The following is a 20,221-nucleotide window of genomic DNA, read 5'->3' as shown; positions in this document are numbered from 1 at the left end:
TCTGTCCAAGAGGAATGGATATGAATCAAGCTAAAGAAAATGAAATTGTACAGTGGAAGCAATCTATTCAAAAGGTTTGTGGTAACTTTGAGACGACCTTTGATAAACAGAATAATTTATTTATTGGTGAAGTAAAGTTCTTTTTACTGGGAGAGACAGAGGTTGCTTTTATAAAAAGTAATGCCAGTCATATTTGCAGAAAAAGTGGTATGCCTGATCGAGTGAAAGATCGTTTCTGCTTTTTGGTGATTCAGTACACAGGCAAGATGCGGATTGTTTATAAAGATCAAAATATTGATTTAAATGAAGGTGAGATTACCTTACTTGATCCTGATGAAACGATTGATATGTATCCACAAGGTTTATTTAGTCATGTTTCAGTGCATTTATCGCGCGAGAAATTATTCAGGCAAGGCATTACGGTTGATCATTTTGGCAAATTAAATACTTCTAATATGAGTGGGCATTTGCTGAAAGGTATGTTGCAAAACCTATCACCTGAAAATATTGAACTTTGGTATGCAAAAGAGGATGGTAATGCTTTTGAAGATGCCTTGATTGCTTTAATCAAACCGACAATTAATTATAAAAATATTGAAATTTCCAGTCATCTCAAAATAAAAGCAGAGCGATTTATTTTTGAGCATCTCAATCAGCAAAGTTTAAATGCACAAATGATCGCAAATCACTTAGGGATTTCACTTCGGCATTTACACCGATTATTTGAACATCAACAGCAATCTGTACACAAGTTTATTCAAATGCATCGTATCGAAAAAATTCAGTATGAATTAAAAGATGGCAAAAATAAAAGTCTGTCGATTACTGAAATTGCTTTGAAGTGGGGATTTGGTGACAGTGCTCATTTCTCAAAATTGTTCCGTAAGATGATCGGGCTTTCACCGAAACAATATCGCTTAAAAGTGTAGTCGATGAATTTTTAGATCTGCTGTCAATGTCACAATTTTGCATAAAGTGAGTCACGTTTAAACAAGAACATCCGCTGTAATCATGGTGAAATCTTATTCAAGGAATTGGATGAGTAGGCAAGCATGATGCAAGCAGAATATGACTATATTATTATTGGGGCAGGGTCGGCAGGCTGTGTGGTCGCAGCACGATTATTACAAGCAAACGCAGGACGAGTGCTGGTTTTAGAGGCGGGGACGAAGGACAATAGTATGTTCCATACGATCCCAGCAACAGTGATCAAAGTATTTCAACAAAAATCATGGCCGTATATGACGGTTCCACAAAAACATTGTAATCATCGTGAAATGATTCTTGCACAAGGAAAAGTCCTTGGCGGAGGGAGCTCTGTCAATGGCATGGTGTACTGTCGTGGACAACGTCAGGATTATGATCTATGGGCATCTGAATGGGGCTGCAACAAGTGGTCTTATCAAAATGTGCTTCCATTTTTTAAAAAAGCTGAAAAAAATGAAAGCCTTGCGGATGAGTATCACGGACAAGAGGGTATTTTGCCTGTCAGTGAAAATCGTTATCGTCATCCTTTAACACTTGCCTGTATTCAAGCAGGTCAGCAAATGGGGATGAAATATGTCAATGATCTCAATGGATGGGATCAAGCGGGTGTCGGCTTTTATCAAACAACAACCCTGCATGGTGAAAGAGCCAGCACTGCAAAGACCTATTTAAAAGCGGTTGAACATCTTGCAGATATTACTGTGGTGACCGATGCACTGGTTCATAAAATCGAAACACATGCTGGTCGGGCGACAGGTGTAACCTATAGCATTGCTGGAAAACCCACTGTTACTGTGCACGCAAGCAAAGAAATTATTGTCAGTGCTGGTGCAATTGGTAGTCCAAAAGTTTTATTACTCTCAGGTATTGGTCCAAAACAGCATTTAAATGAACTGGGCATTGAATGTATTCAAGACTTACCTGTGGGTGAGAATTTTCATGATCATTTACATATGTCAGTGAATGCAACTGTTAAAACCAAGAATAGCTTGCTTGGGGAAGATCAAGGTTTAAAAGCACTACGGCACTTTTTACAATGGCGCTTTACCCGTTCTGGTTTATTAACGTCTAATATTTTAGAAGGCGGTGGCTTTATTGATACCAATAACCATGGCCGACCTGATGTACAGTTCCATTTCTTGCCAGTACTGGATAATTTTGATAATACGCCAGGTGAAAAAGCAGTGGCACAAGAACATGGTCTCACCATTAAGGTTGGACATGTACAACCCAAAGCACGAGGCAGTTTACGTTTAAGCAGTAAAGACCCAAATGCTTTGCCGATCATTGATCCAAACTATTTAGGTCATCAAGAAGATATTGATGCCAATATTCGCGCGGTTCAGGCAGGGCTGCGTTTACTACAACAGCCTGCATTAAAATCTATAGTCAAAGATATTATTGAACCAGCAAATATCGATCCCGATGACATTGCTGCGATTGATCTGTGGATGCGTCAAAATATTAAAACGGTCTACCATCCAGCAGGCAGCTGTAAAATGGGCAATTCTTCACAAGACTCCGTTACTGACCAAACCCTTAAAGTGTATGGTTTTCAAAATTTACGCGTGATTGACTGTTCCATTTGCCCACAAGTACCAAGTGGAAATACCAACGCCATTGCCATCATGATTGGTGAGCGCGGTGCTGACTTTATTCTAAATGCATAATTGAATCTCATAGAGATTGCTGAACCTAAATTGCCAAGATTTCTATATAGAACACAGGATAACAAGATGAACCAAGTACAAATTTTAGCGAGTGTCCAAACTTTTTTGCAACGTCAACACGGTCATTTTATTCATGGACAACATATTGAAGTCGATGATACGCGTACTCGAATTGAGCTGGTTAACCCAGCAACGGAACAGCCTGTTTCAAGTATTGCGATTGGGACTAAACTAGATGTTGAGGCCGCTGTAAACAGTGCGCAAGATGCTTTTCTACATGCTTGGGCCAATACATCACCTTATGAGCGTGGGCAAAAGCTGAATAAGCTTGCTGATCTGGTTGAACAGCATGCGGAGGAATTAGCACAACTAGAAACTTTGACTACAGGCAAGTTGATTAATCTTTCTCGACACTTAGAAGTTGCTCAGACTGTCGTGTTTTTAAGATATTTTGCTGGTTGGGCCACCAAGATTCATGGTCAAACCATGCAACCTTCTATTCCCTCAGCCAATGGTGAAAAATATACAGCTTATACAGTGCGTCAACCTGTTGGGGTTGTGGCAGGAATAGTGCCGTGGAATTTTTCCTTGATGATCGGATGTTGGAAGATTGGTTCGGCATTGACAACGGGTTGTACAATCGTGCTTAAACCTAGTGAGTTCACAACACTTTCATTATTACGTTTAGCCGAGCTTGCAATAGAAGCAGGCATCCCCGCAGGTGTGATTAATATTGTCACAGGCACAGGAGAAACTGGCCAATATTTAATTGACTCTAAAAAGATTAAAAAAGTCTCGTTTACAGGTTCTGTACCCACAGGAATTGCGATTGGTAAACAAGCGATGCATAACGATTTAACCCGTGTCAGCTTAGAACTAGGCGGAAAAAATGCAGCTGCGATTTTAGCGGATACTCAAATCGATGAAATTTTACCAACACTGTTACAAGCCAGTTTTGTCCATCAAGGTCAAGTGTGTGCAGCACCAGAACGTTTTTTTGTGCATTGCTCTAAATATGAAGAGTTTATTCAAAAAGCAGCCGGAGCTCTTCAACAATTTAAAATAGGTTCACCACTGGATGAATCCTCTATGTTTGGTCCACTTTCAAATAAGCCACATTTTGAGAAGGTTAAACATTATCTGGATCTTGCTTATCAAAATAATCAAATCATTTGTGGTGGTAAAGTCATTGCAGGAACAGGCTATTTTGTAGAGCCAACTTTATTAACAGTGCGGGGTATTGACGATCCATTATTTATTGAGGAAACATTTGGACCTGTGGTGGATGTGATTGCTTTTGAAAGTGATGAAGAGTTAATTTCAATGATGAATCATTCTCGTTTTGGTTTAACTGCAAGTATATGGACCAATGATTTGGCGAAAGCTTTGCGACTCATTCCGCAAATTGAAGCAGGCTCAGTCTGGGTGAATATGCACACATTCCTTGATCCTGCCGTTCCTTTTGGTGGTGTCAAAGCGTCTGGTCTGGGTCGTGAATTTTCAGACGCATTTATTGAGGATTACACTGAATTAAAGTCAGTGATGATCCGTTATTAAAAATGCACAATATTATTTAAACTGGCAAATCCAGTTAGAAAAAGGTAGCAGCATCAATTGCTACCTGTAGGAGGATTTTGCCTCAACAATAAGGATATTGAAGATGAATAAGAAAATACTGGGTCTGATTTTTATTACGCATACAAGTTTTGCCAGTGATCTGCCAACTGTGAATTTAGGTCTATCGAGTTTTGTAGACGGTGCAGTTCCAGCAGGTAGTGGTTGGTATGCACAAACCTATTTTCAGAATTATCGCGCAGATAGTATTCGCGATACACATGGCAACAAAATCGCACTCCCTCAGTCAGAGATTGATTATCAATCGATTGTTCAGCAAATCAGTTATATGTCAGATATCAAATTGGGCAGTGGTAATCTTGGCTTAAATATGGTGATTCCTGTGCTGGCACATGTAGATGTGGATGATGGCCTCAATAATCAAGCTATTAAAGCAAATAGGGGACTGGGCGACATTATTATCGGCCCTTTTATCCAATTTGATCCAGTGATGGGGCAAGACGGGCCTAAGTTTTCCCATCGTTTTGAATTTCAAATCAATTTACCTACAGGTGAATATGATCATAATAAGGATATAAACCCTGGTGCCAATGCAGTGTCACTTGATCCATACTGGGCTGCAACCTATTGGCTGAATCCCAAATGGACACTTTCGACACGCTTACACTATCTTTATAACTTTAAGAATAATGATCCAAATTATAGTTTTGGGAATGCTGAAGACATACAGGCTGGGCAAGCGTTACATGCCAACTTTGAAAGTAGTTATGCAGTCACACCACAGCTTCGGTTAGGAATAAATGGATATTGGCTCAATCAAATCACAGATACACAGTTGGATGGTGAAAATGTCAAAGGACGACGTGAACAGGTATGGGCGATCGGTCCAGGGGCGATGTATAGTTTTTCTCCCCATGACCATCTTGTTGCAAATGCTTATTTTGAACAAGATGCAGAAAATCGACCACAAGGGACCAGTATGATTTTTCGGTATGTACATCATTTTCAAAAATGATGGATTTGATAAGCTTTAAAATCGAAACAGCCCAATATATCTATATATTGGGCTGTTTCGATTAAAAATTAATAGGTTAAAGTCATACTTTGTTGTGTTGCTTGATCAATTTGCTTTTGGCTTACTGCATCATCCTTACATTGATAGTTTTCAAATAATGGGAGCTGATCGGCAAAGTGTGTATCGGTCTTTCCATTGCGATGAATAAATCCACTTTGACCAGGTGCAAGAATTGAACACATGCTGACTTGATTGGGATTGAGTACCACTCTAAAGGTTGCACTCCCTGTATTCCCATAGGTGCTCAGCTGTTGTTGATGCGCCTGATCAGCCCATGGAATACCCACTGAGTTTTTGTTGGAGAATCCCATTGTGGCAACAGGAATTTTCCAATCATTGGGTTGATCTGAATGATATTGTGTTGAAAGCTGAATTAAGGTGTTTTCCAAGGCAGTTAACACCACATCATCTGCTGATTGTCCTTTTAAGAAATCAACGGTTTGAGCAACACTGGCTTGTTTGCCTTGCAGCGCATTCCAGATCAGTTTAGATGCATTCGCAGGTTGTGTACTCCGTGGGTCATTATTTACTGGGTAAAGGGTATCTGTGTAACGCGCATAAATATTTTCAGATAAATTTGGTTTAAGCACCAATTCAATCATTTGATTGAGCCATGTACGCATAATGACAGGTGCTGCGCCTTGATAGAATTTAGCCTCACTGTCAGGACGAAGTTTGAAGTCCCAACTCGCCAATATCGGTGCGATTTTCTTTGCTAAAGGTGATGCGTTCGGGCTTTGCGCAGCTTTGACCATATAGGGAATAAAATAACGCGCATTCAGATCCGACCAAGCGCCCATTTTATTGATATCCCAAATGTCTTGTTGGCTTAATTTTGCTTTACTTTCTAGGGGTTCAATCAGTTCATTGACACGGTCAACATGAGAGAAGTTGGAGGAATCGGAACGTAAATCCGCATAAGCTTTATTGTTCCAACTGCTAATATAGCCTTTTTCAGGGTTATAGGCTTTGGGATTATGTGAGAAATCATAGAAACCCTGCCATTCCATTGAGCCATCACCTTGAGCAGGCAGTTGAATATGCTGGTTTTCAGGGCGGATCGGTAAACGACCCAATGCAGCGACACCAATATTATTTTGGGTATCGGCATAAAACCACGTAATCGAAGCCGCGACACGTTTGGCTTGATCTAGGAATTCTTGCCAGTTGCTCGCTTTTGCTGCATTGGCCCAGCCCAGTAATGTTTCGATCTCTACACCTTCCCAGCTACGTTTTTGTGCATAGGCGGTATGATTTTTTTCATCCCATGTGCTGACAAAGCCTTGTTTACTTTGATACACATCTAAAACATGGTCTGGTTGATTACGGACTTTAATTTTGATCTGTTGATGTTCAAAGGGAATATAACTGCCTTGATAGCGGTACTGTTTTGAATTACTCGGATTTAAGCTGAGTTGATAGACGTCATTGGTATCAAGCGAACCGACAGTTGAACCCCAAGCAATTTTTCCATTGGTTCCAAATAGAATTGCAGGTAGACCGACAGGGGTAATCCCTGTGAGATTATAGCCCGCACCATGTAACCCAACCGCATAAGTAATGGCAGGCGTGTACCAGCCTTGTTGAGGGCCATTATATAAAACCGTTTGGCCTTCTACCGTTTTATCTCCTTTGACCACCCAAGCATTACTGGCTGTAGGGACGCCATCAACCACACTTTTACCCAATGTAATACGCGCTTGAGCTAAATAGTTTTTGGCTGCTTGGTCTGAGATAGGGGCTATACCTTTTAACATGTGTTGTTGACGTGCTAAAACTTGTGGTTTTGCTTTAGATTGAATAATTGTAGGAGCACTCGGATCATCTAACCAACGTAATTGCTGATAAACTTTTAATCCTGTTTCTGGACCTTTTTCTTTTTGTAGTTGAGTCAGTAAATCTAAATTTGAGACTTCTGAACTGGCTGAAAAAAAGCGATTGAGAATTAAGCCCACCCAGACCATTGCGATATCTTCTTGCTGCCATGTCGATGGTTTAAAGTCATAATCAATAAATTCTTTAGGCAACAGCTCCGGATTGGCTAAGACCTCTTGGACACGCTTATTAAAACCAGCGGCATAGCCATCGAAAATGGCACGATCTTCAGGAGAAAGTCGGGCAATTTGTTGTTTAATCTGTTCAGGATTAAAACGACTATGGGTTGCAATATCATATTGTAGATAATCAGGGCCGAGAACTTCAGCAACAGTGCCTAAACCTGTACGTTTTGACATTTCCATTTGAAATAAACGATCAGTTGCGACTGCATAAGCATAGCCATAAAAAAGACCATAAGTATCCTTGGCATAGACATGCGGTGTGCCAAAATTGTCACGTTGAATCGTGACCTGTTTTTGCACTGGGTTTGATTCTAAACGAGAGGATGAACTACATCCTGCAAGCAATAAACAACTTAAAACACCTAATTTGATTAAGTGGTGTTTATCGCTCAGTTGATTATTTGAGGGGTTTTTTTTCAATTGAAATATCCTTTTCATTATTGTTGAGAAATAGAGTGTTGGGAAATAAATGCTTTTAGATGTTTTCTAAAAACAGTAGATTTATCGATATACAGGTCCTGAATAAATAAAATGATTGTTATTTTTATATGTAATTTTCTATTACTTTATGGGTATATATTTATACTTTTAAATAAATAGACTTAATTTTATCTCATCATTTTATTTTAAATATGCTTTCTCAAGTCTTGATGAAATGCCAAAAAATAAAGGGATATGTTCTATCCCTTTATGCTGCGTCAAAAATTAAGTGTCAAAGCTCAGTCGTAAGAATTTCAGAGAGAAATTTTTCAAGTGCAGCATTGAATGCTTCAGGACATTCAATATTTGAAATATGCGATGCTTGAATTTCCACAAGTTGGGATTGCGGAATGTGCTGTTGCATAAATTGCCCATCTGCAACTGTAGTTACAGGGTCTTGCGTTCCTGCAATAACCAAAACTGGAATCGTGATATCTTTGAGTTGATTGCGGACATCCGCTTTAGCCAAAGCCTCACAACAATTGGCATAACCTATTGCGCTGCCAGCACTTAAGTCGTTACACAGATTATTAACAATTGCAGGATGACTTTGGATAAAGGGATCTGTAAACCAACGTGATGCAGCCGTTGCTGCGATGCTGGTTAAACCTTGTTCTCGGACTAGTTGAGCACGATCTAGCCATGCTTGTTCTTGTCCAATTTTTGCTGCGGTATTACTGATAACAACAGCATTAAATCGTTGTGGATAATGGATGGCTAACCATTGACCTGTTAATCCCCCCATAGAAATGCCACAGAAACTGGCTTTTTCAATATTTAAATGATCCAGTAATCGAATCACATCTTCAGCCAATTGGGGCAAGGTATAAGGACCTTGTGGCGCAGATGAAGAACCATGTCCACGGGTGTCATAGCAAATGACAAAAAAACGTTCTTTAAAATAATTGAACTGCTTTTGCCACATACCATAGTTGGTCCCTAAGGAATTTGAAAAGACCAGTGCAGGGGAATTAGGGTTTCCAAAACTTTGATAATTAATCTGTGCATCCGCTGATTGAAAAGTTGGCATTGCTCGTTCCTTAATTTTGATCAACACGTTGAATAATGAGTGCAATCCCTTGCCCGACACCGATACACATTGAACATAGGGCATATTCACCCTTGATCTGTTCAAGCTGATTTAGGGCAGTGGTCACCAGTCTGGCACCCGATGCACCCAAAGGATGACCTAAAGCAATTGCACCACCATTGGGATTGACACGCGCATCATCATCTGCCAAACCTAAATCACGGGTGACAGCCAAAGCTTGGGCGGCAAAAGCTTCATTTAGCTCAATCACATCCATTTGCGCTAAACTAAGATCGGCTTGTTTAAGCAGTTTCTTGATTGCAGGCGCGGGCGCAAAGCCCATAATTCTTGGTTCAACACCCACCGTGGTTGCTGCAATAATTTTGCCACGTGGTTTTAATTGGTATTTTTCTACAGCTTCATCTGAGGCAATCAATAATGCCGCTGCACCATCATTAATCCCTGATGCATTACCCGCCGTGACCGTACCATCAGCTTTGACCACACCTTTAAGTTTTGTCAGCGCAGCTAAAGTGGTTGATGCACGTGGATGTTCATCGGTATCCACAAGCACAGCATCACCTTTACGCTGTGGAATAGTGACGGGCACAATCTCATTTTTGAAAAAACCTTGAGCTTGTGCTGCCGCAGTACGTTGTTGGCTGTTTAGCGCAAACTGATCTTGATCCGCACGGTTAATATTGAATTGTTCTGCCACGTTTTCAGCGGTTTGTGGCATGCTGTCCACACCATACAATTCTTTGAGTTTTGGATTGATAAAGCGCCAGCCCATAGTGGTGTCTTCAATCTTTTGACTACGTCCAAAAGCACTGTCCGACTTACCCATCACATAGGGCGCACGGCTCATACTTTCTACACCACCGGCAATGATTAAATCAGCTTCGTTGGCTTTGATGGCGCGAGCTGCCATGGCAATCGCATCCAGTGATGAACCACATAAACGGTTCACTGTAGTGGCTGGCACTTGATAAGGTAAGCCTGCCAATAATGCTGACATACGCCCGACATTACGGTTGTCTTCACCGGCCTGATTGGCACAGCCATAAATCACATCATCGACTTGTTGCCAATCTACTGTTGGATTACGTTGTATCAATGCTTGAATTGGAATAGCACCAAGATCATCTGCACGGACTGGCGCAAGACCACCGGCATAACGACCAAATGGGGTACGGATGGCATCTATGATGTAAGCGTTTTTCATGTTGTTTATATCCTTAAATAATCTCCCTTGCGCTGCTACTACCGCAGCTCACCTCTTTGTAAAAGAAGAAGTTCCCCTCTTTCATAAAGAGGGGTTAGGGGAGATTTAATCATTCCGCAAGGGAGGGATTTATTATCCCTATGTCGCATCAATCAATTGAGCACCCGTCAAAGCCTGTAATTCTTCAAAGCTCAGACCTGCAACTTTTTCAAGCACTTTTAAACCCTCTGGGGTCACGTCAATCACGCATAAGTCAGTATAGATACGATCAACACAATGCTTACCTGTCACAGGATAGCTCAGTTCTTCAACAATCTTAGGTTCACCTTGCTTGGTTACATGGTCTGTGGTGATAAAGACTTTCTTGGCCCCTACAGCCAAATCCATTGCACCACCCACCGCAGGAATCGCATCCGCCGCACCGGTATGCCAATTGGCAAGGTCGCCATTGGCCGCTACTTGGAATGCACCCAATACAGCAATATCCAAATGTCCACCACGCATCATGGCAAAAGAATCACCGTGATGGAAAAACGAGCCACCCGTTAGCATGGTGACATATTCTTTGCCTGCGTTAATCAGCTCAGGATCTTCTTCACCTTTGGCGGGTGGAGGACCAAAAGCCAATAAACCATTTTCAGAATGCAGGAATACATCCTTATCTGTTGGCAAATATTTTGAAATCTTGGTCGGTAAACCAATACCTAAATTGACATATGCACCATCGGGAATATCTTGGGCAACACGTTCAGCAATTTGGTCACGGCTTAGTTTTTGGTAGCTCATTGTTATTCTCCATTACCATTGGCTGCATCAACTGCAACCACATGCTGAACAAAAATTCCTGGGGTAATAATATGCTCAGGATCGAGCTGACCCAGTTCAACCACCTCTGAAACCTGTGCAATGGTGACATCTGCAGCCATCGCCATAATTGGACCAAAGTTACGTGCTGATTTGTTATAAACCAAGTTGCCCCAACGGTCGCCTTGATGTGCTTTAATCAATGCAAAGTCTGCTTTAATCGGATATTCAAGTACGTAGTCTTTGCCATCGATATGACGTGTTTCCTTGCCATCTGCCAATAATGTACCAAAGCCTGTTGGGGTAAAGACTGCACCTAAACCCATCCCTGCGGCTTGAATACGACAGGCGAGATTACCTTGAGGAACCAGTTCCAGTTCGATCTTGCCCGCATGATAGAGTTCATCGAATACCCAAGAATCAGACTGACGGGGGAAAGAACAGATGATTTTACGGACTGCACCTGATTTAAGTAGTTTCGCCAGACCGTAATCGCCATTGCCTGCATTGTTATTGACAATCACCAGATCTTTAACACCAAGTTCAATCAGCCCATCGATCAGCTCTGCGGGTTGTCCTGCTGTTCCAAAGCCACCAATCATAATGGTTGCACCATCTTTGATTTGGGATAGAACCTCAGTCAACGAGAGCTTACTTTTATCAATCATAAGACGAACCTTTTATCCATGTTTTTAAATTTCTATACATGCCGTATTAGCAAAGATAGACATGTATAGAAACTTAAAAAACTGTGAGAAAGAACTTATCTCACAGTTGTTTGGTCAATGAATTTACACCTGCTGCTTAATGGTCATCTTCTCGAATTGAAGACGGATGACGGTTTAAAGCAGTCACTTCGATATTCATATAAGGATATAAAGGCAATCCCTGTAAAATATTGTGGAGTTCTTCATTACTCTCTACATCAAAAATACTGGTGTTTGAGTATTGGCCTGTAATACGCCAGATATGACGCCATTTCCCTTGACGTTGTAAATCTTGTGAATAAGCCTTTTCAATTGCTTTAATTTCATTGGCTTTTTCGACGGGCATATCGAGGGGGATGTGTACATCCATTCGTACTTGGAAAAGCATGTCAGCTCCTTGAATTATTGACGACGCAGGTTGTCGATTTTGTCTTCATCTAGTTCAATGCCGAGGCCCGGACCAGTTGGAATTTTGAGCTCAAAATTGCCATATTGAAGCGGTGTTTTTAAAATTTCTTCAGTCAGTAGCAGTGGGCCAAATAATTCAGTTCCTGCTGCGAGATTGCTAAATGTAGAGAAGGCATGTGCTGAGGCAATTGTTCCAACAGGACCTTCAAGCATAGTGCCACCATAAAGATCAATACCTGCCAGATTGGCGATTTTACCGACTTCGCATGCTTCAATCAGACCACCAGATTGCGCAACTTTTACCGCAAAAACAGAGGCTGTATTGGTTTTTGCCAAGTTATAAGCACTTTGTGGACCAGTTAACGACTCATCTGCCATGATCGCGATATCAAACTTACGGCTAAGACGTTGCATAGCATCAATATTATGAATTGCGCAAGGCTGTTCAATCAGGTCAACACCACCATCTTGAAGCATTTGAATCCCTTTAATTGCATTCAGTTCAGACCAAGCACGGTTAACGTCTACACGAATTGAGATGTCTGCACCCAAGGCTTTTTTGATTGCCAATACATGCTCAACATCTTGTTCAACAGGACGTGAACCGATTTTTAACTTAAAGACATTGTGGCGTTTTAACGCAATCATTTTTTCTGCTTCGGCAATGTCTTTTTCGGTATTGCCCGACGCCAAAACCCAAAGCACAGGAATACTGTCACGTAAGCGACCGCCTAGAATCTCACTCAGAGGTTGACCTAAACGTTGCGCTTGAATATCTAATAATGCAGTTTGAACAGCACATTTCGCAAAACGATTACCGTTGATATTACGATGGATCACTTGCATTGTTTGGGCAATATTGGCACCAGACAGTGTTTTTAACAATGGCGTAAAATAGGTTTCAATATTGGTTTTTACACTTTCAGGGCTTTCTTCGCCATAACCTAAACCGCCAATTGTGGTCGCTTCACCCCAGCCAATTAAACCATCTTCAGTCGTGATTTTAATCAGGACCAAGGTTTGGGTTTGCATTGTCGCAACGGCCATCTTGTGAGGACGTATCGTTGGAATTTCGATTAACAGCGTTTCTATGGACTTGTACATCGTAGTTATTTCTTAAGTATCAATCTATTTATATACCCTAATTTAATGTAATATCTTTAACTAGGCCGATTTTGGTATTTTTAGATACTTAAAAGGTATATAAAAGGGATTTATAGAGATGGAATTAAGATATCTTCGTTATTTCGTTACGGTGGTCGAAGAGCAGAGTATTACCAAAGCTGCAGAGAAACTATGTATTGCTCAACCGCCATTGAGCCGTCAGATTCAAAAGTTAGAAGAAGAACTCGGTATTCTTTTATTTGAGCGTGGCACACGTCCAGTAAGAACAACAGAAGCAGGGCAATTCTTTTACCAACATGCGGTACAAATTTTGACTCATACTGCGCAAGCTACCTCTATGGCGAAGCGTATTAGTTCAATGAATACAATTGTCCGTATTGGTTATGTCAGTTCATTGCTGTATGCGTTATTGCCTCAGGTAATTTATTTATTTCGTCAAAATAACCCTGATATTCAGGTTGAGCTGATTGAATACAGTACCAAGGATCAAATCGAAGCACTCAAACTCGGTAAAATAGATTTAGGCTTTGGTCGTTTAAGAATTAGTGATCCATCGATTAAGCGCATTTTATTATACAAAGAGAAATTAAAATTAGCCGCGCATAAAAATCATCATTTAACCAGTTATATTGATAAGGGTATTTATTTATCGCAAATTATCAATGAACCTATTTTTTCTTATCCAGCCACACAAAAACCTAATTTTTCAACCTTGATTCAATCCATTTTTACCGAATTAGGCTTGGTACCGAAAGATATGGTTGAAGTTCGAGAAATCCATATGGCTTTGGGCTTGGTTTCATCTGGGGAGGGGATATGCATTATTCCTGAAAGCGCCAGTGAAATAGGCATGAAAAATCTGGTCTATATTCCGATTTTGGATATAGAGGCCTATAGTCCTATTTCATTAGCTGTGAGAAATATGGATCAAAGCCCTTATTTACCCAAGATTTTAGAGTGTATTCGACAGGTCTTTGAAGAAGAAGGGATTCCACTTCAACTGGATGGGGATTAATCGAGTATATGTTTGAACTGAGATCAATATAAAATCCCTTCATCCTCGCCTTCTCCCAACGGGAGAAGGGACTTTCAATATCAATATAATTCACTCAACATGATCATTTTTTTGATTTATGAATGAGATCTATTGAGTTAATGATTTTAAAATGACATTTTCGGTGTTTATCCTTGCATTCTTAATGAATTCGCAATGTATTGCAGTTCCTGTTCGTCATTGATTAAGCCTTGCTGGATGGTGGCAATTTGCTCTTGAAGATTGCTTAGCAGTTCTTGGCATTGTGCGATAACTTCATCGCTATATAGATCAAGCTTTTGCCACAAACTATGTGAGATCTCGCTATATAAACGGTCATGGCCAATGGCTAAGATCTCGGTTGCATCATCGGCATAAATCACTTCATAAGCCAGATGCTCAGCAAACTGTAACGGACTGAGAGGGGGATATTGCAGTTGATAATCCGATAAAGTATTAGCAATATGTTGTGATAGAAGCTGTTGAGCCTGTTGGGTCAGTTCACTATACAATTCATCCAATGCTTGCTGTTCGGAATGTTGCTCTAATAAGCTTGGCAGAGATGCAATCATACTGCGCCATGTTTGCGTAATGATTTGTTGTTTATGTTGTGCTAAAGCGCTCACGGCATTGCTTAGCTGCTGTTGTAATTGATGTAGTTGTGGCACAACCTCAAGTTGTAAGGGGGCTAGAATTTGCTCTTGTAAATGATGTAACAAGGCTTCCGCTGGTTTACGCTGTTTATAAGCCAGAGCAGGTTGGATTAAATGTAGAAGTGCGTCAAATAAACGATTAAAACCTGCATTTTGCATGGCCTGATCATTGAAATCCGCATTTTTCAACATCTGAGAGGAGGTTGAAATTGGTGATTGTAACAGTACAGGATCAACTTGCATTGCGATCAGTTGGTCAATAGCACGAGTATAAACATCGGTTTCTTGCAGATAACGTTGGTCAGACGTTTTATTGCATAGAATCTGGCAAATATTACCATCGACTTCATCTTCTTCAAAATAATCACTGCGTGTAAGCACTGGCAATAACGGTTTATGTCTACGTAATTCCTGCCCCAAAGCCGCTAACTCTTTGACCTGACCGGGTGAGGAGGAACTACTGAGCCAAAGGACACCATCTGCACTATCCATAAAGCGTTGAGTTAATGCGGCATTTTCAGGCGTAACTGAATGGAGTCCTGGAGTATCCAGCAAAATGAGATTGTCCGCTAAGCAAACACCTTGTAAGCGTGTGGTGGTTTCTGTGGCACCTTCTTTAAAACGCTCCTGACTTTTAATAATTTCACCTGAGTCGAAATAAAAATATTCAATGCTTTCCTGACGCCTATGAAAACACTCTGCCAATACGTTACAGAATGAACTTTTACCAGCATTGAATTTTCCGAAAATCAGCAAAATAATCTTGTCGTCAAAATGATCTGCGATGGATTGGGCGGCATGTAGTGTCTCTAATTGTGTTTCCCAATGGCTGAGATAACTTTCAAGCTGCGAATTGAGTGTTGCAATGTCTTGGGCAATCTGACTATGTGATGTCAGTCCAATCGGATTGATACGTTGTTTATTGAGATTGATTGCCAGTTGCTGATGCCAAGTGTGCATCTTATTTAAATGTAGCATGATGTCGGATTCCTGCTGATCAAAAGCTTGGGTGCTCGCAATCAGTGTCTGAATCGAATCATGGGAATCATGGACGGTCATTATACCAGCTCCAAAGTGGTTGATGCCTGCTGGGCTTGTATGATAAGCTGCTGTTGCTGCTGAAAGTTAAGTAATTGTTGTTGCAACTCCATTCGATCAGAAGACAATTCAAAATAATGGGCAAATTCACTACGTAAACGTTCACGACCTGATTCTTCGACAAAAATAAGATTGAGATCTTTACGCAGTTTGACCGAGACCCCCATCACCGCAACCATGACCGTATCTAGACTACGGACATTACTTTTTTGCGTATCTGGTAAACCAATCACACCATAGCGCACCAAATGGCTATTGATCTCGATACAGGCACGAGAATAAGCCACTTGAATACGGTTACGATCACGTTTGCCTGCGGTCACTTTATACATATTGGCAAAAGAATCTGGTTCTAGCGAATTATCCTGCCCAGAGATCTGTAAGACCGGCTGTAAATCTTGACGCACTTTATCTAATATTTGATTGAGATCACGCTCAAAATTTTGGCGTTGTTGCTGTAAGCTTGCTGTCAGTTGCTGAATGTTACTTTGAATGTTTTCTAGCTGCTGGGATAAGCGCATTTTTAGATCAACAATGATCTGCTTTTTTTCAAATTGACGTATTGCGGGGACTTGCTCAAGCATCTGATGAAGTATGTGTTGTAGTTCGGGGATACCACTGCGTTGTACCAGTATAGGTTTGGAATTTTCGATCCCTTGACGGTGCCGTGTAGCTGATACAGGTAGTACAGTTGCAGTTGGTGCTTGATTTTGAATGCTATCGATAATCTGCGCTAAAACGGTTTGATCTGGAATTTGGTCAATTTGGGTAAGCAACAGTAAGCTTTGACGTTGAGTTTGCTTTGCATCTTGCTCGAATTGCTGGAATAAATGTAATTCATAAGGATCAAACTCACCCTCACGTACTGAATGGACCATTAGGCGAATATCGGCTTTATTCCACATTGCATCTTGAGCAAGTTGATCATCGATTGTAGCCACATCAGCATCTAAACCTGGTGCATCTAACCAACGGATATGATGTTGCAGATGTTCGGAGAGAGCTACCGTTTCTCGTTTATCCGCTACTGAGAAAATATCTTGACCAATAAGCTCATTTAACAGTCGGCTTTTACCATGATTATATTTACCAATCACTGTCACTGTCGGAAATTGGCCTGCCTGTAGAATGGCTCGTAGCCGAGCCAATGGTATCGTGTATTCAGGAAGTGCGGCTAAAACATGATTAGTCGCTGCATCAAAAGTATGAATATCCATTTAAATATCTTTTCCATAAAGTAAAACAGGCTAAACCGTTACAGCTAGCCTGATTTCAAGATTCACAATATGACTTTTAGCTGTATTAAGCTTGTAGGCGAGGGCGGTCAACCACATTGTTATCAACACCATCTACGAGGTGACTGAGTTTGAGGTCAAATACCATTTCAGCAAATGGGCCTTCAACACCGTTGGCTTGAATCGTTGCTGCATCAGTATGTTCGATTGCGTCAATCACAAGACCTTCACGTGTTGCATAGGCGAAGTCATCATAAGTGTATGGGTCACCAGCTACGTTAATTTGCGTAGTTAATTTGCGATGGCCTTCTGCTGTTACAAAGAAATGAATATGTGCAGGGCGATTACCATGGCGGCCTAACTGATTCAATAATTGTTGAGTTGGGCCATCTGGTGGACAGCCATAACCTGCAGGCAGAATGGTTTGTACACGATATTGACCTTGAGCATCTGTCATAATGGTGCGACGCATGTTAAAAGGCTGTTGTTCGCCAGTTGGATCAAAGTGGGAATAGAAACCTTTGGTATTGGCATGCCAGATCTCTACTTGTGCATTTGGCAGTGGTTGGCCATCTGCCGCGTAAATCGTGCCGTGTAAAATCAGGGTATGACCATTTGGATCACTGCCATCATCCATACGGGCAAAACCTTGTGCAACAGGGGCACCTGCGACATAAAGTGGGCCTTCAATGGTACGCGGGGTTGGGTTCTCAATACCCAAAGCAGCATCAATTGCATCCATACGCATATCAAGGAAGTGGTCAAAGCCTAAACCAGGAGAAAGTAAGCCTGCTTCATGGCTGGTGCCTAATTGGTTTAAATATGCAACTGCAGCCCAATATTCATCAGAAGAAATTTCTAAATCTTCAATGGTCTTAAATAAGTCAGAAACCACCCGATGAACGATTTGCTTAGTGCGAGGATTTCCACCTTCTTGCTCAAGTCCGCTGAGTAGATTAATGAAATTCTGTACTTCTTCCGTCTCGAAAATTCTAATATTATTGGCTGTCATGGCTATCTCCTTAATCTTGCCATAATGCTGGATCACGTTATCACTTTTAAGAGATGTTATGAGTTGAGCCAGCATCACTCCTGATATTGCTTCGTTGATGAATCCTTCTATATACCTTAATTGAATGTTATAGCCTTATCTAGACTGAATTCGGTATCTTTAAATACTTAAAAGGTATATTTATCTCAGCAAAGGGGAAAATTGTTATGATGAAATTACCTGTTGATAATGGTAATCTCAATACGCAGTTGATTAATTAATAAATTATTATAATTCAATTTCTTAATAGATGTTTACTACGTGGAAATCATTAATCTATTTTAAAATATCATTGCTATGATGTAAAAGGTATAAATATATACCGCTTTGTACATGGAAAATTACATTAATAATTCCGATAATTGATCGTGGTGATGAATTCCCTTAACCATATTGGTTTGAATTTATTTGTATTTTAAGGGAGTACAAAAGTCTTTGTCTTGAGGATAAGACAAAGATCACCTTAGAACTTACACAACAAGAATTTCAAATATTCAGGAAAGGATTTCCCATGTTAAAGCCAGATTTGCTTTATAGAACTCAACGAGTTGCACTTTATACATTGTTTGGATGTTTGAGTATAGAAACTGCTTATGCTGAGTTTTTAGAAGAGAGTAAAACCAGTATTTATTTACGTAATTTCTATATTGAGCGCGACTTCGAAGATACCACGAATGATCTGGGGAGTTGGTCGCAGGCTGCATCTGGACGTTTTGAGTCGGGTTATAGCGACACACCCTTGCAAGTGGGTTTAGATTTTGGTTTCCAATATGCATTACGTTTAAATGACCGTTATGATCAGCGCTTAGATACCGTTTTTAAATATGATCAAGACGAAGCTCAACAAGCACGAGATTATTTAAAATTAGGTGCAACCTTAAAAGTTAAATACCAAAATACAGAACTTAAAGTCGGTGAGCTTTTCCCAAAAACACCGGTTTTATTTATTGATGATTCTCGGCAATTGGTGACGACTTATGCAGGAGCAATGTTAGAAAGTCAAGACATTCAAAATTTAAAACTTTCCGCAGGCCGTTTTACCCATGTGAATGCCCGAGATGATGATGAATATAGAAAGTTCACTTTAGGTAACTCAACAGATCCCAATAAAAGAAGTGATGGTTTAAATTTTATAGGCTTAGACTATAAGCTTACCCCTAACTTCACAGGTTCATACTGGTTTGGTCAGTTGGAAGATATTTATCAACAACACTATTTCAATGCGGTTTATACAGAAAAAGTCAATGAGACCAAGCTAAAAGTAGATGCGCGCTATTTTAATTATAAAGAGGATGGCGATGCTTATTTTGGAAACATCGATGTTCAATCTCTAGGGTTACAAGCGAGTGCACAACATGGCCCAAATACCTTTTTAGCGGGCGTGCAAAAGCATTTCGGTGAGGACAATATTCCACTTTTAAATGGTTATGTTCCGCAAGGATATTTACAGACTTGGTCTGCAATTGCTTTTTATAAAGCGAAAGAGTTTACTTGGCATGCCTTATATAGTTATGACTTTAAAGATCATGGCGTACCGGGATTGAAACTGACCTTGCGTTATTTAAATGGTAGTGACATTTATCGGGCTGGTTTTAAGGATAATAAAGAAACCGAGAAAAATTTGATTGTAAACTATACTGTTCCAGAAGGATGGTTAAAAGGTCTTGGGGTAGAGTGGCGCTATATTGATGCTGATATTAAATATGGTGTTGGAAATATGCCAGGCAAGGATTTTGTGGAAAATCGTTTTATCACAACCTATACCTTTAAATTCTAATTTTTGCTTAATCCGATAAATCGAGTGATGCCCCTATTAAAAATAAGGGGCATCATCTTTAGCAGTCAGGATATTTAAGAGTCCAAGTATAGTTAACCTGTAAAAACTGAGACACAAGAATATAATTTCTCTTAATTAATATTTTTAATTAAATCAATTATATGGAGAAAATAAGTTGTTTGATTCTAAAAAGCTTGCAATGCCACACCTTACATTCAAAGTTTAAAT

16 protein-coding genes are annotated in these 20,221 nt (G+C 40.3%); 6 read left to right on the top strand and 10 right to left on the bottom strand.

Going from position 1 to position 20,221, the window contains the following annotated elements; genetic code table 11:
- Positions 1-20 precede the first annotated feature (20 nt).
- The 4 genes from feaR (at position 21) to WFN33_RS16550 (ending at position 5,247) form a co-directional block, all read left to right on the top strand.
- A complete protein-coding gene (feaR, locus tag WFN33_RS16565) occupies positions 21-929 on the top strand; it encodes a transcriptional regulator FeaR (RefSeq protein ID WP_336954099.1) in 909 nt (302 codons plus the stop codon).
- Positions 930-1,055: 126 nt separating this feature from the next.
- Positions 1,056-2,657, top strand: coding sequence for a GMC family oxidoreductase (locus WFN33_RS16560; protein WP_336954168.1), 1,602 nt, complete (start codon positions 1,056-1,058; stop codon positions 2,655-2,657).
- A gap of 66 nt (positions 2,658-2,723) precedes the next feature.
- On the top strand, positions 2,724-4,214 hold the full coding sequence (locus tag WFN33_RS16555) for an aldehyde dehydrogenase family protein (protein WP_224965224.1): 1,491 nt from the start codon (positions 2,724-2,726) through the stop codon (positions 4,212-4,214).
- Between the two features lie 103 nt (positions 4,215-4,317).
- Complete coding sequence (locus WFN33_RS16550) at positions 4,318-5,247, top strand: SphA family protein (RefSeq protein ID WP_336954098.1); 930 nt, start codon at positions 4,318-4,320, stop codon at positions 5,245-5,247.
- Positions 5,248-5,315: 68 nt separating this feature from the next.
- On the opposite strand, the gene WFN33_RS16545 is transcribed toward WFN33_RS16550, so the two are convergent.
- From WFN33_RS16545 to WFN33_RS16515, 7 genes are all read right to left on the bottom strand, one after another.
- The gene (locus WFN33_RS16545; RefSeq protein ID WP_336954097.1) at positions 5,316-7,805 is read right to left on the bottom strand and encodes a penicillin acylase family protein; all 2,490 of its coding nucleotides are present in this window, start codon (positions 7,803-7,805) and stop codon (positions 5,316-5,318) included.
- A 274-nt stretch (positions 7,806-8,079) separates the two neighbouring features.
- The gene (pcaD, locus tag WFN33_RS16540; protein ID WP_096733775.1) at positions 8,080-8,877 is read right to left on the bottom strand and encodes a 3-oxoadipate enol-lactonase; all 798 of its coding nucleotides are present in this window, start codon (positions 8,875-8,877) and stop codon (positions 8,080-8,082) included.
- A 10-nt stretch (positions 8,878-8,887) separates the two neighbouring features.
- Positions 8,888-10,102 (bottom strand): 3-oxoadipyl-CoA thiolase, encoded by a 1,215-nt coding sequence (gene pcaF / locus WFN33_RS16535; RefSeq protein WP_336954096.1) that lies wholly within the window; start codon positions 10,100-10,102, stop codon positions 8,888-8,890.
- 138 nt (positions 10,103-10,240) lie between these two features.
- Complete coding sequence (locus WFN33_RS16530; RefSeq protein ID WP_336954095.1) at positions 10,241-10,888, bottom strand: 3-oxoacid CoA-transferase subunit B; 648 nt, start codon at positions 10,886-10,888, stop codon at positions 10,241-10,243.
- 2 nt (positions 10,889-10,890) lie between these two features.
- Entirely contained in the window at positions 10,891-11,574 is a 684-nt protein-coding gene (locus tag WFN33_RS16525) for a 3-oxoacid CoA-transferase subunit A (protein WP_244015616.1), read from the bottom strand.
- Positions 11,575-11,710: 136 nt separating this feature from the next.
- The gene (gene catC / locus WFN33_RS16520) at positions 11,711-12,001 is read right to left on the bottom strand and encodes a muconolactone Delta-isomerase (RefSeq protein ID WP_004820442.1); all 291 of its coding nucleotides are present in this window, start codon (positions 11,999-12,001) and stop codon (positions 11,711-11,713) included.
- A gap of 14 nt (positions 12,002-12,015) precedes the next feature.
- Positions 12,016-13,125 (bottom strand): muconate/chloromuconate family cycloisomerase, encoded by a 1,110-nt coding sequence (locus tag WFN33_RS16515; protein WP_336954093.1) that lies wholly within the window; start codon positions 13,123-13,125, stop codon positions 12,016-12,018.
- Positions 13,126-13,243: 118 nt separating this feature from the next.
- Here WFN33_RS16515 and catM point away from each other — a divergent pair, with 118 nt between their 5' ends.
- Positions 13,244-14,161 carry a cis,cis-muconate-binding transcription regulator CatM gene (gene catM, locus WFN33_RS16510; protein WP_034617960.1) on the top strand — a complete coding sequence of 306 codons (918 nt, stop codon included), beginning with the start codon at positions 13,244-13,246 and terminating at the stop codon, positions 14,159-14,161.
- A gap of 167 nt (positions 14,162-14,328) precedes the next feature.
- Here catM and WFN33_RS16505 read toward each other — a convergent pair whose 3' ends face one another.
- The 3 genes from WFN33_RS16505 to catA all read right to left on the bottom strand — a co-directional run bounded on the left by WFN33_RS16505 (position 14,329) and on the right by catA (position 18,177).
- Positions 14,329-15,891: a dynamin family protein gene (locus WFN33_RS16505; protein WP_336954090.1), complete on the bottom strand. Its 1,563-nt coding sequence runs from the start codon at positions 15,889-15,891 to the stop codon at positions 14,329-14,331.
- Positions 15,891-17,147 carry a GTPase gene (locus WFN33_RS16500; protein ID WP_336954089.1) on the bottom strand — a complete coding sequence of 419 codons (1,257 nt, stop codon included), beginning with the start codon at positions 17,145-17,147 and terminating at the stop codon, positions 15,891-15,893. The genes WFN33_RS16505 and WFN33_RS16500 overlap by 1 nt, the downstream gene beginning before the upstream one ends.
- Before the next feature lie 85 nt (positions 17,148-17,232).
- A complete protein-coding gene (gene catA, locus WFN33_RS16495; protein WP_336954088.1) occupies positions 17,233-18,177 on the bottom strand; it encodes a catechol 1,2-dioxygenase in 945 nt (314 codons plus the stop codon).
- Positions 18,178-18,727: 550 nt separating this feature from the next.
- On the opposite strand from catA, the gene WFN33_RS16490 reads away from it, so the two are divergent.
- On the top strand, positions 18,728-19,993 hold the full coding sequence (locus tag WFN33_RS16490; protein ID WP_336954087.1) for an OprD family outer membrane porin: 1,266 nt from the start codon (positions 18,728-18,730) through the stop codon (positions 19,991-19,993).
- The last annotated feature ends 228 nt before the right edge of the window (positions 19,994-20,221 follow it).

The sequence above is a fragment of the Acinetobacter sp. AS167 genome, from assembly GCF_037152175.1.
Taxonomy (GTDB): Bacteria; Pseudomonadota; Gammaproteobacteria; order Pseudomonadales; family Moraxellaceae; genus Acinetobacter.
The sequence above is the reverse complement of the archived record's forward strand: the minus strand, read 5'-3'. Positions and strand labels throughout refer to the sequence as shown.

What these genes read in the sequence shown, in the direction of transcription:
- catA (WP_336954088.1), bottom strand. Translation starts at nt 18,177, where the DNA reads ATGACAGCCAATAATATTAGAATTTTCGAGACGGAAGAAGTACAGAAT.
- WFN33_RS16490 (WP_336954087.1), top strand. Translation starts at nt 18,728, where the DNA reads ATGTTAAAGCCAGATTTGCTTTATAGAACTCAACGAGTTGCACTTTAT.
- WFN33_RS16560 (WP_336954168.1), top strand. Translation starts at nt 1,056, where the DNA reads ATGCAAGCAGAATATGACTATATTATTATTGGGGCAGGGTCGGCAGGC.
- WFN33_RS16545 (WP_336954097.1), bottom strand. Translation starts at nt 7,805, where the DNA reads ATGAAAAGGATATTTCAATTGAAAAAAAACCCCTCAAATAATCAACTG.
- WFN33_RS16515 (WP_336954093.1), bottom strand. Translation starts at nt 13,125, where the DNA reads ATGTACAAGTCCATAGAAACGCTGTTAATCGAAATTCCAACGATACGT.
- WFN33_RS16505 (WP_336954090.1), bottom strand. Translation starts at nt 15,891, where the DNA reads ATGACCGTCCATGATTCCCATGATTCGATTCAGACACTGATTGCGAGC.
- pcaD (WP_096733775.1), bottom strand. Translation starts at nt 8,877, where the DNA reads ATGCCAACTTTTCAATCAGCGGATGCACAGATTAATTATCAAAGTTTT.
- WFN33_RS16530 (WP_336954095.1), bottom strand. Translation starts at nt 10,888, where the DNA reads ATGAGCTACCAAAAACTAAGCCGTGACCAAATTGCTGAACGTGTTGCC.
- pcaF (WP_336954096.1), bottom strand. Translation starts at nt 10,102, where the DNA reads ATGAAAAACGCTTACATCATAGATGCCATCCGTACCCCATTTGGTCGT.
- catM (WP_034617960.1), top strand. Translation starts at nt 13,244, where the DNA reads ATGGAATTAAGATATCTTCGTTATTTCGTTACGGTGGTCGAAGAGCAG.
- feaR (WP_336954099.1), top strand. Translation starts at nt 21, where the DNA reads ATGAATCAAGCTAAAGAAAATGAAATTGTACAGTGGAAGCAATCTATT.
- catC (WP_004820442.1), bottom strand. Translation starts at nt 12,001, where the DNA reads ATGCTTTTCCAAGTACGAATGGATGTACACATCCCCCTCGATATGCCC.
- WFN33_RS16550 (WP_336954098.1), top strand. Translation starts at nt 4,318, where the DNA reads ATGAATAAGAAAATACTGGGTCTGATTTTTATTACGCATACAAGTTTT.
- WFN33_RS16525 (WP_244015616.1), bottom strand. Translation starts at nt 11,574, where the DNA reads ATGATTGATAAAAGTAAGCTCTCGTTGACTGAGGTTCTATCCCAAATC.
- WFN33_RS16555 (WP_224965224.1), top strand. Translation starts at nt 2,724, where the DNA reads ATGAACCAAGTACAAATTTTAGCGAGTGTCCAAACTTTTTTGCAACGT.
- WFN33_RS16500 (WP_336954089.1), bottom strand. Translation starts at nt 17,147, where the DNA reads ATGGATATTCATACTTTTGATGCAGCGACTAATCATGTTTTAGCCGCA.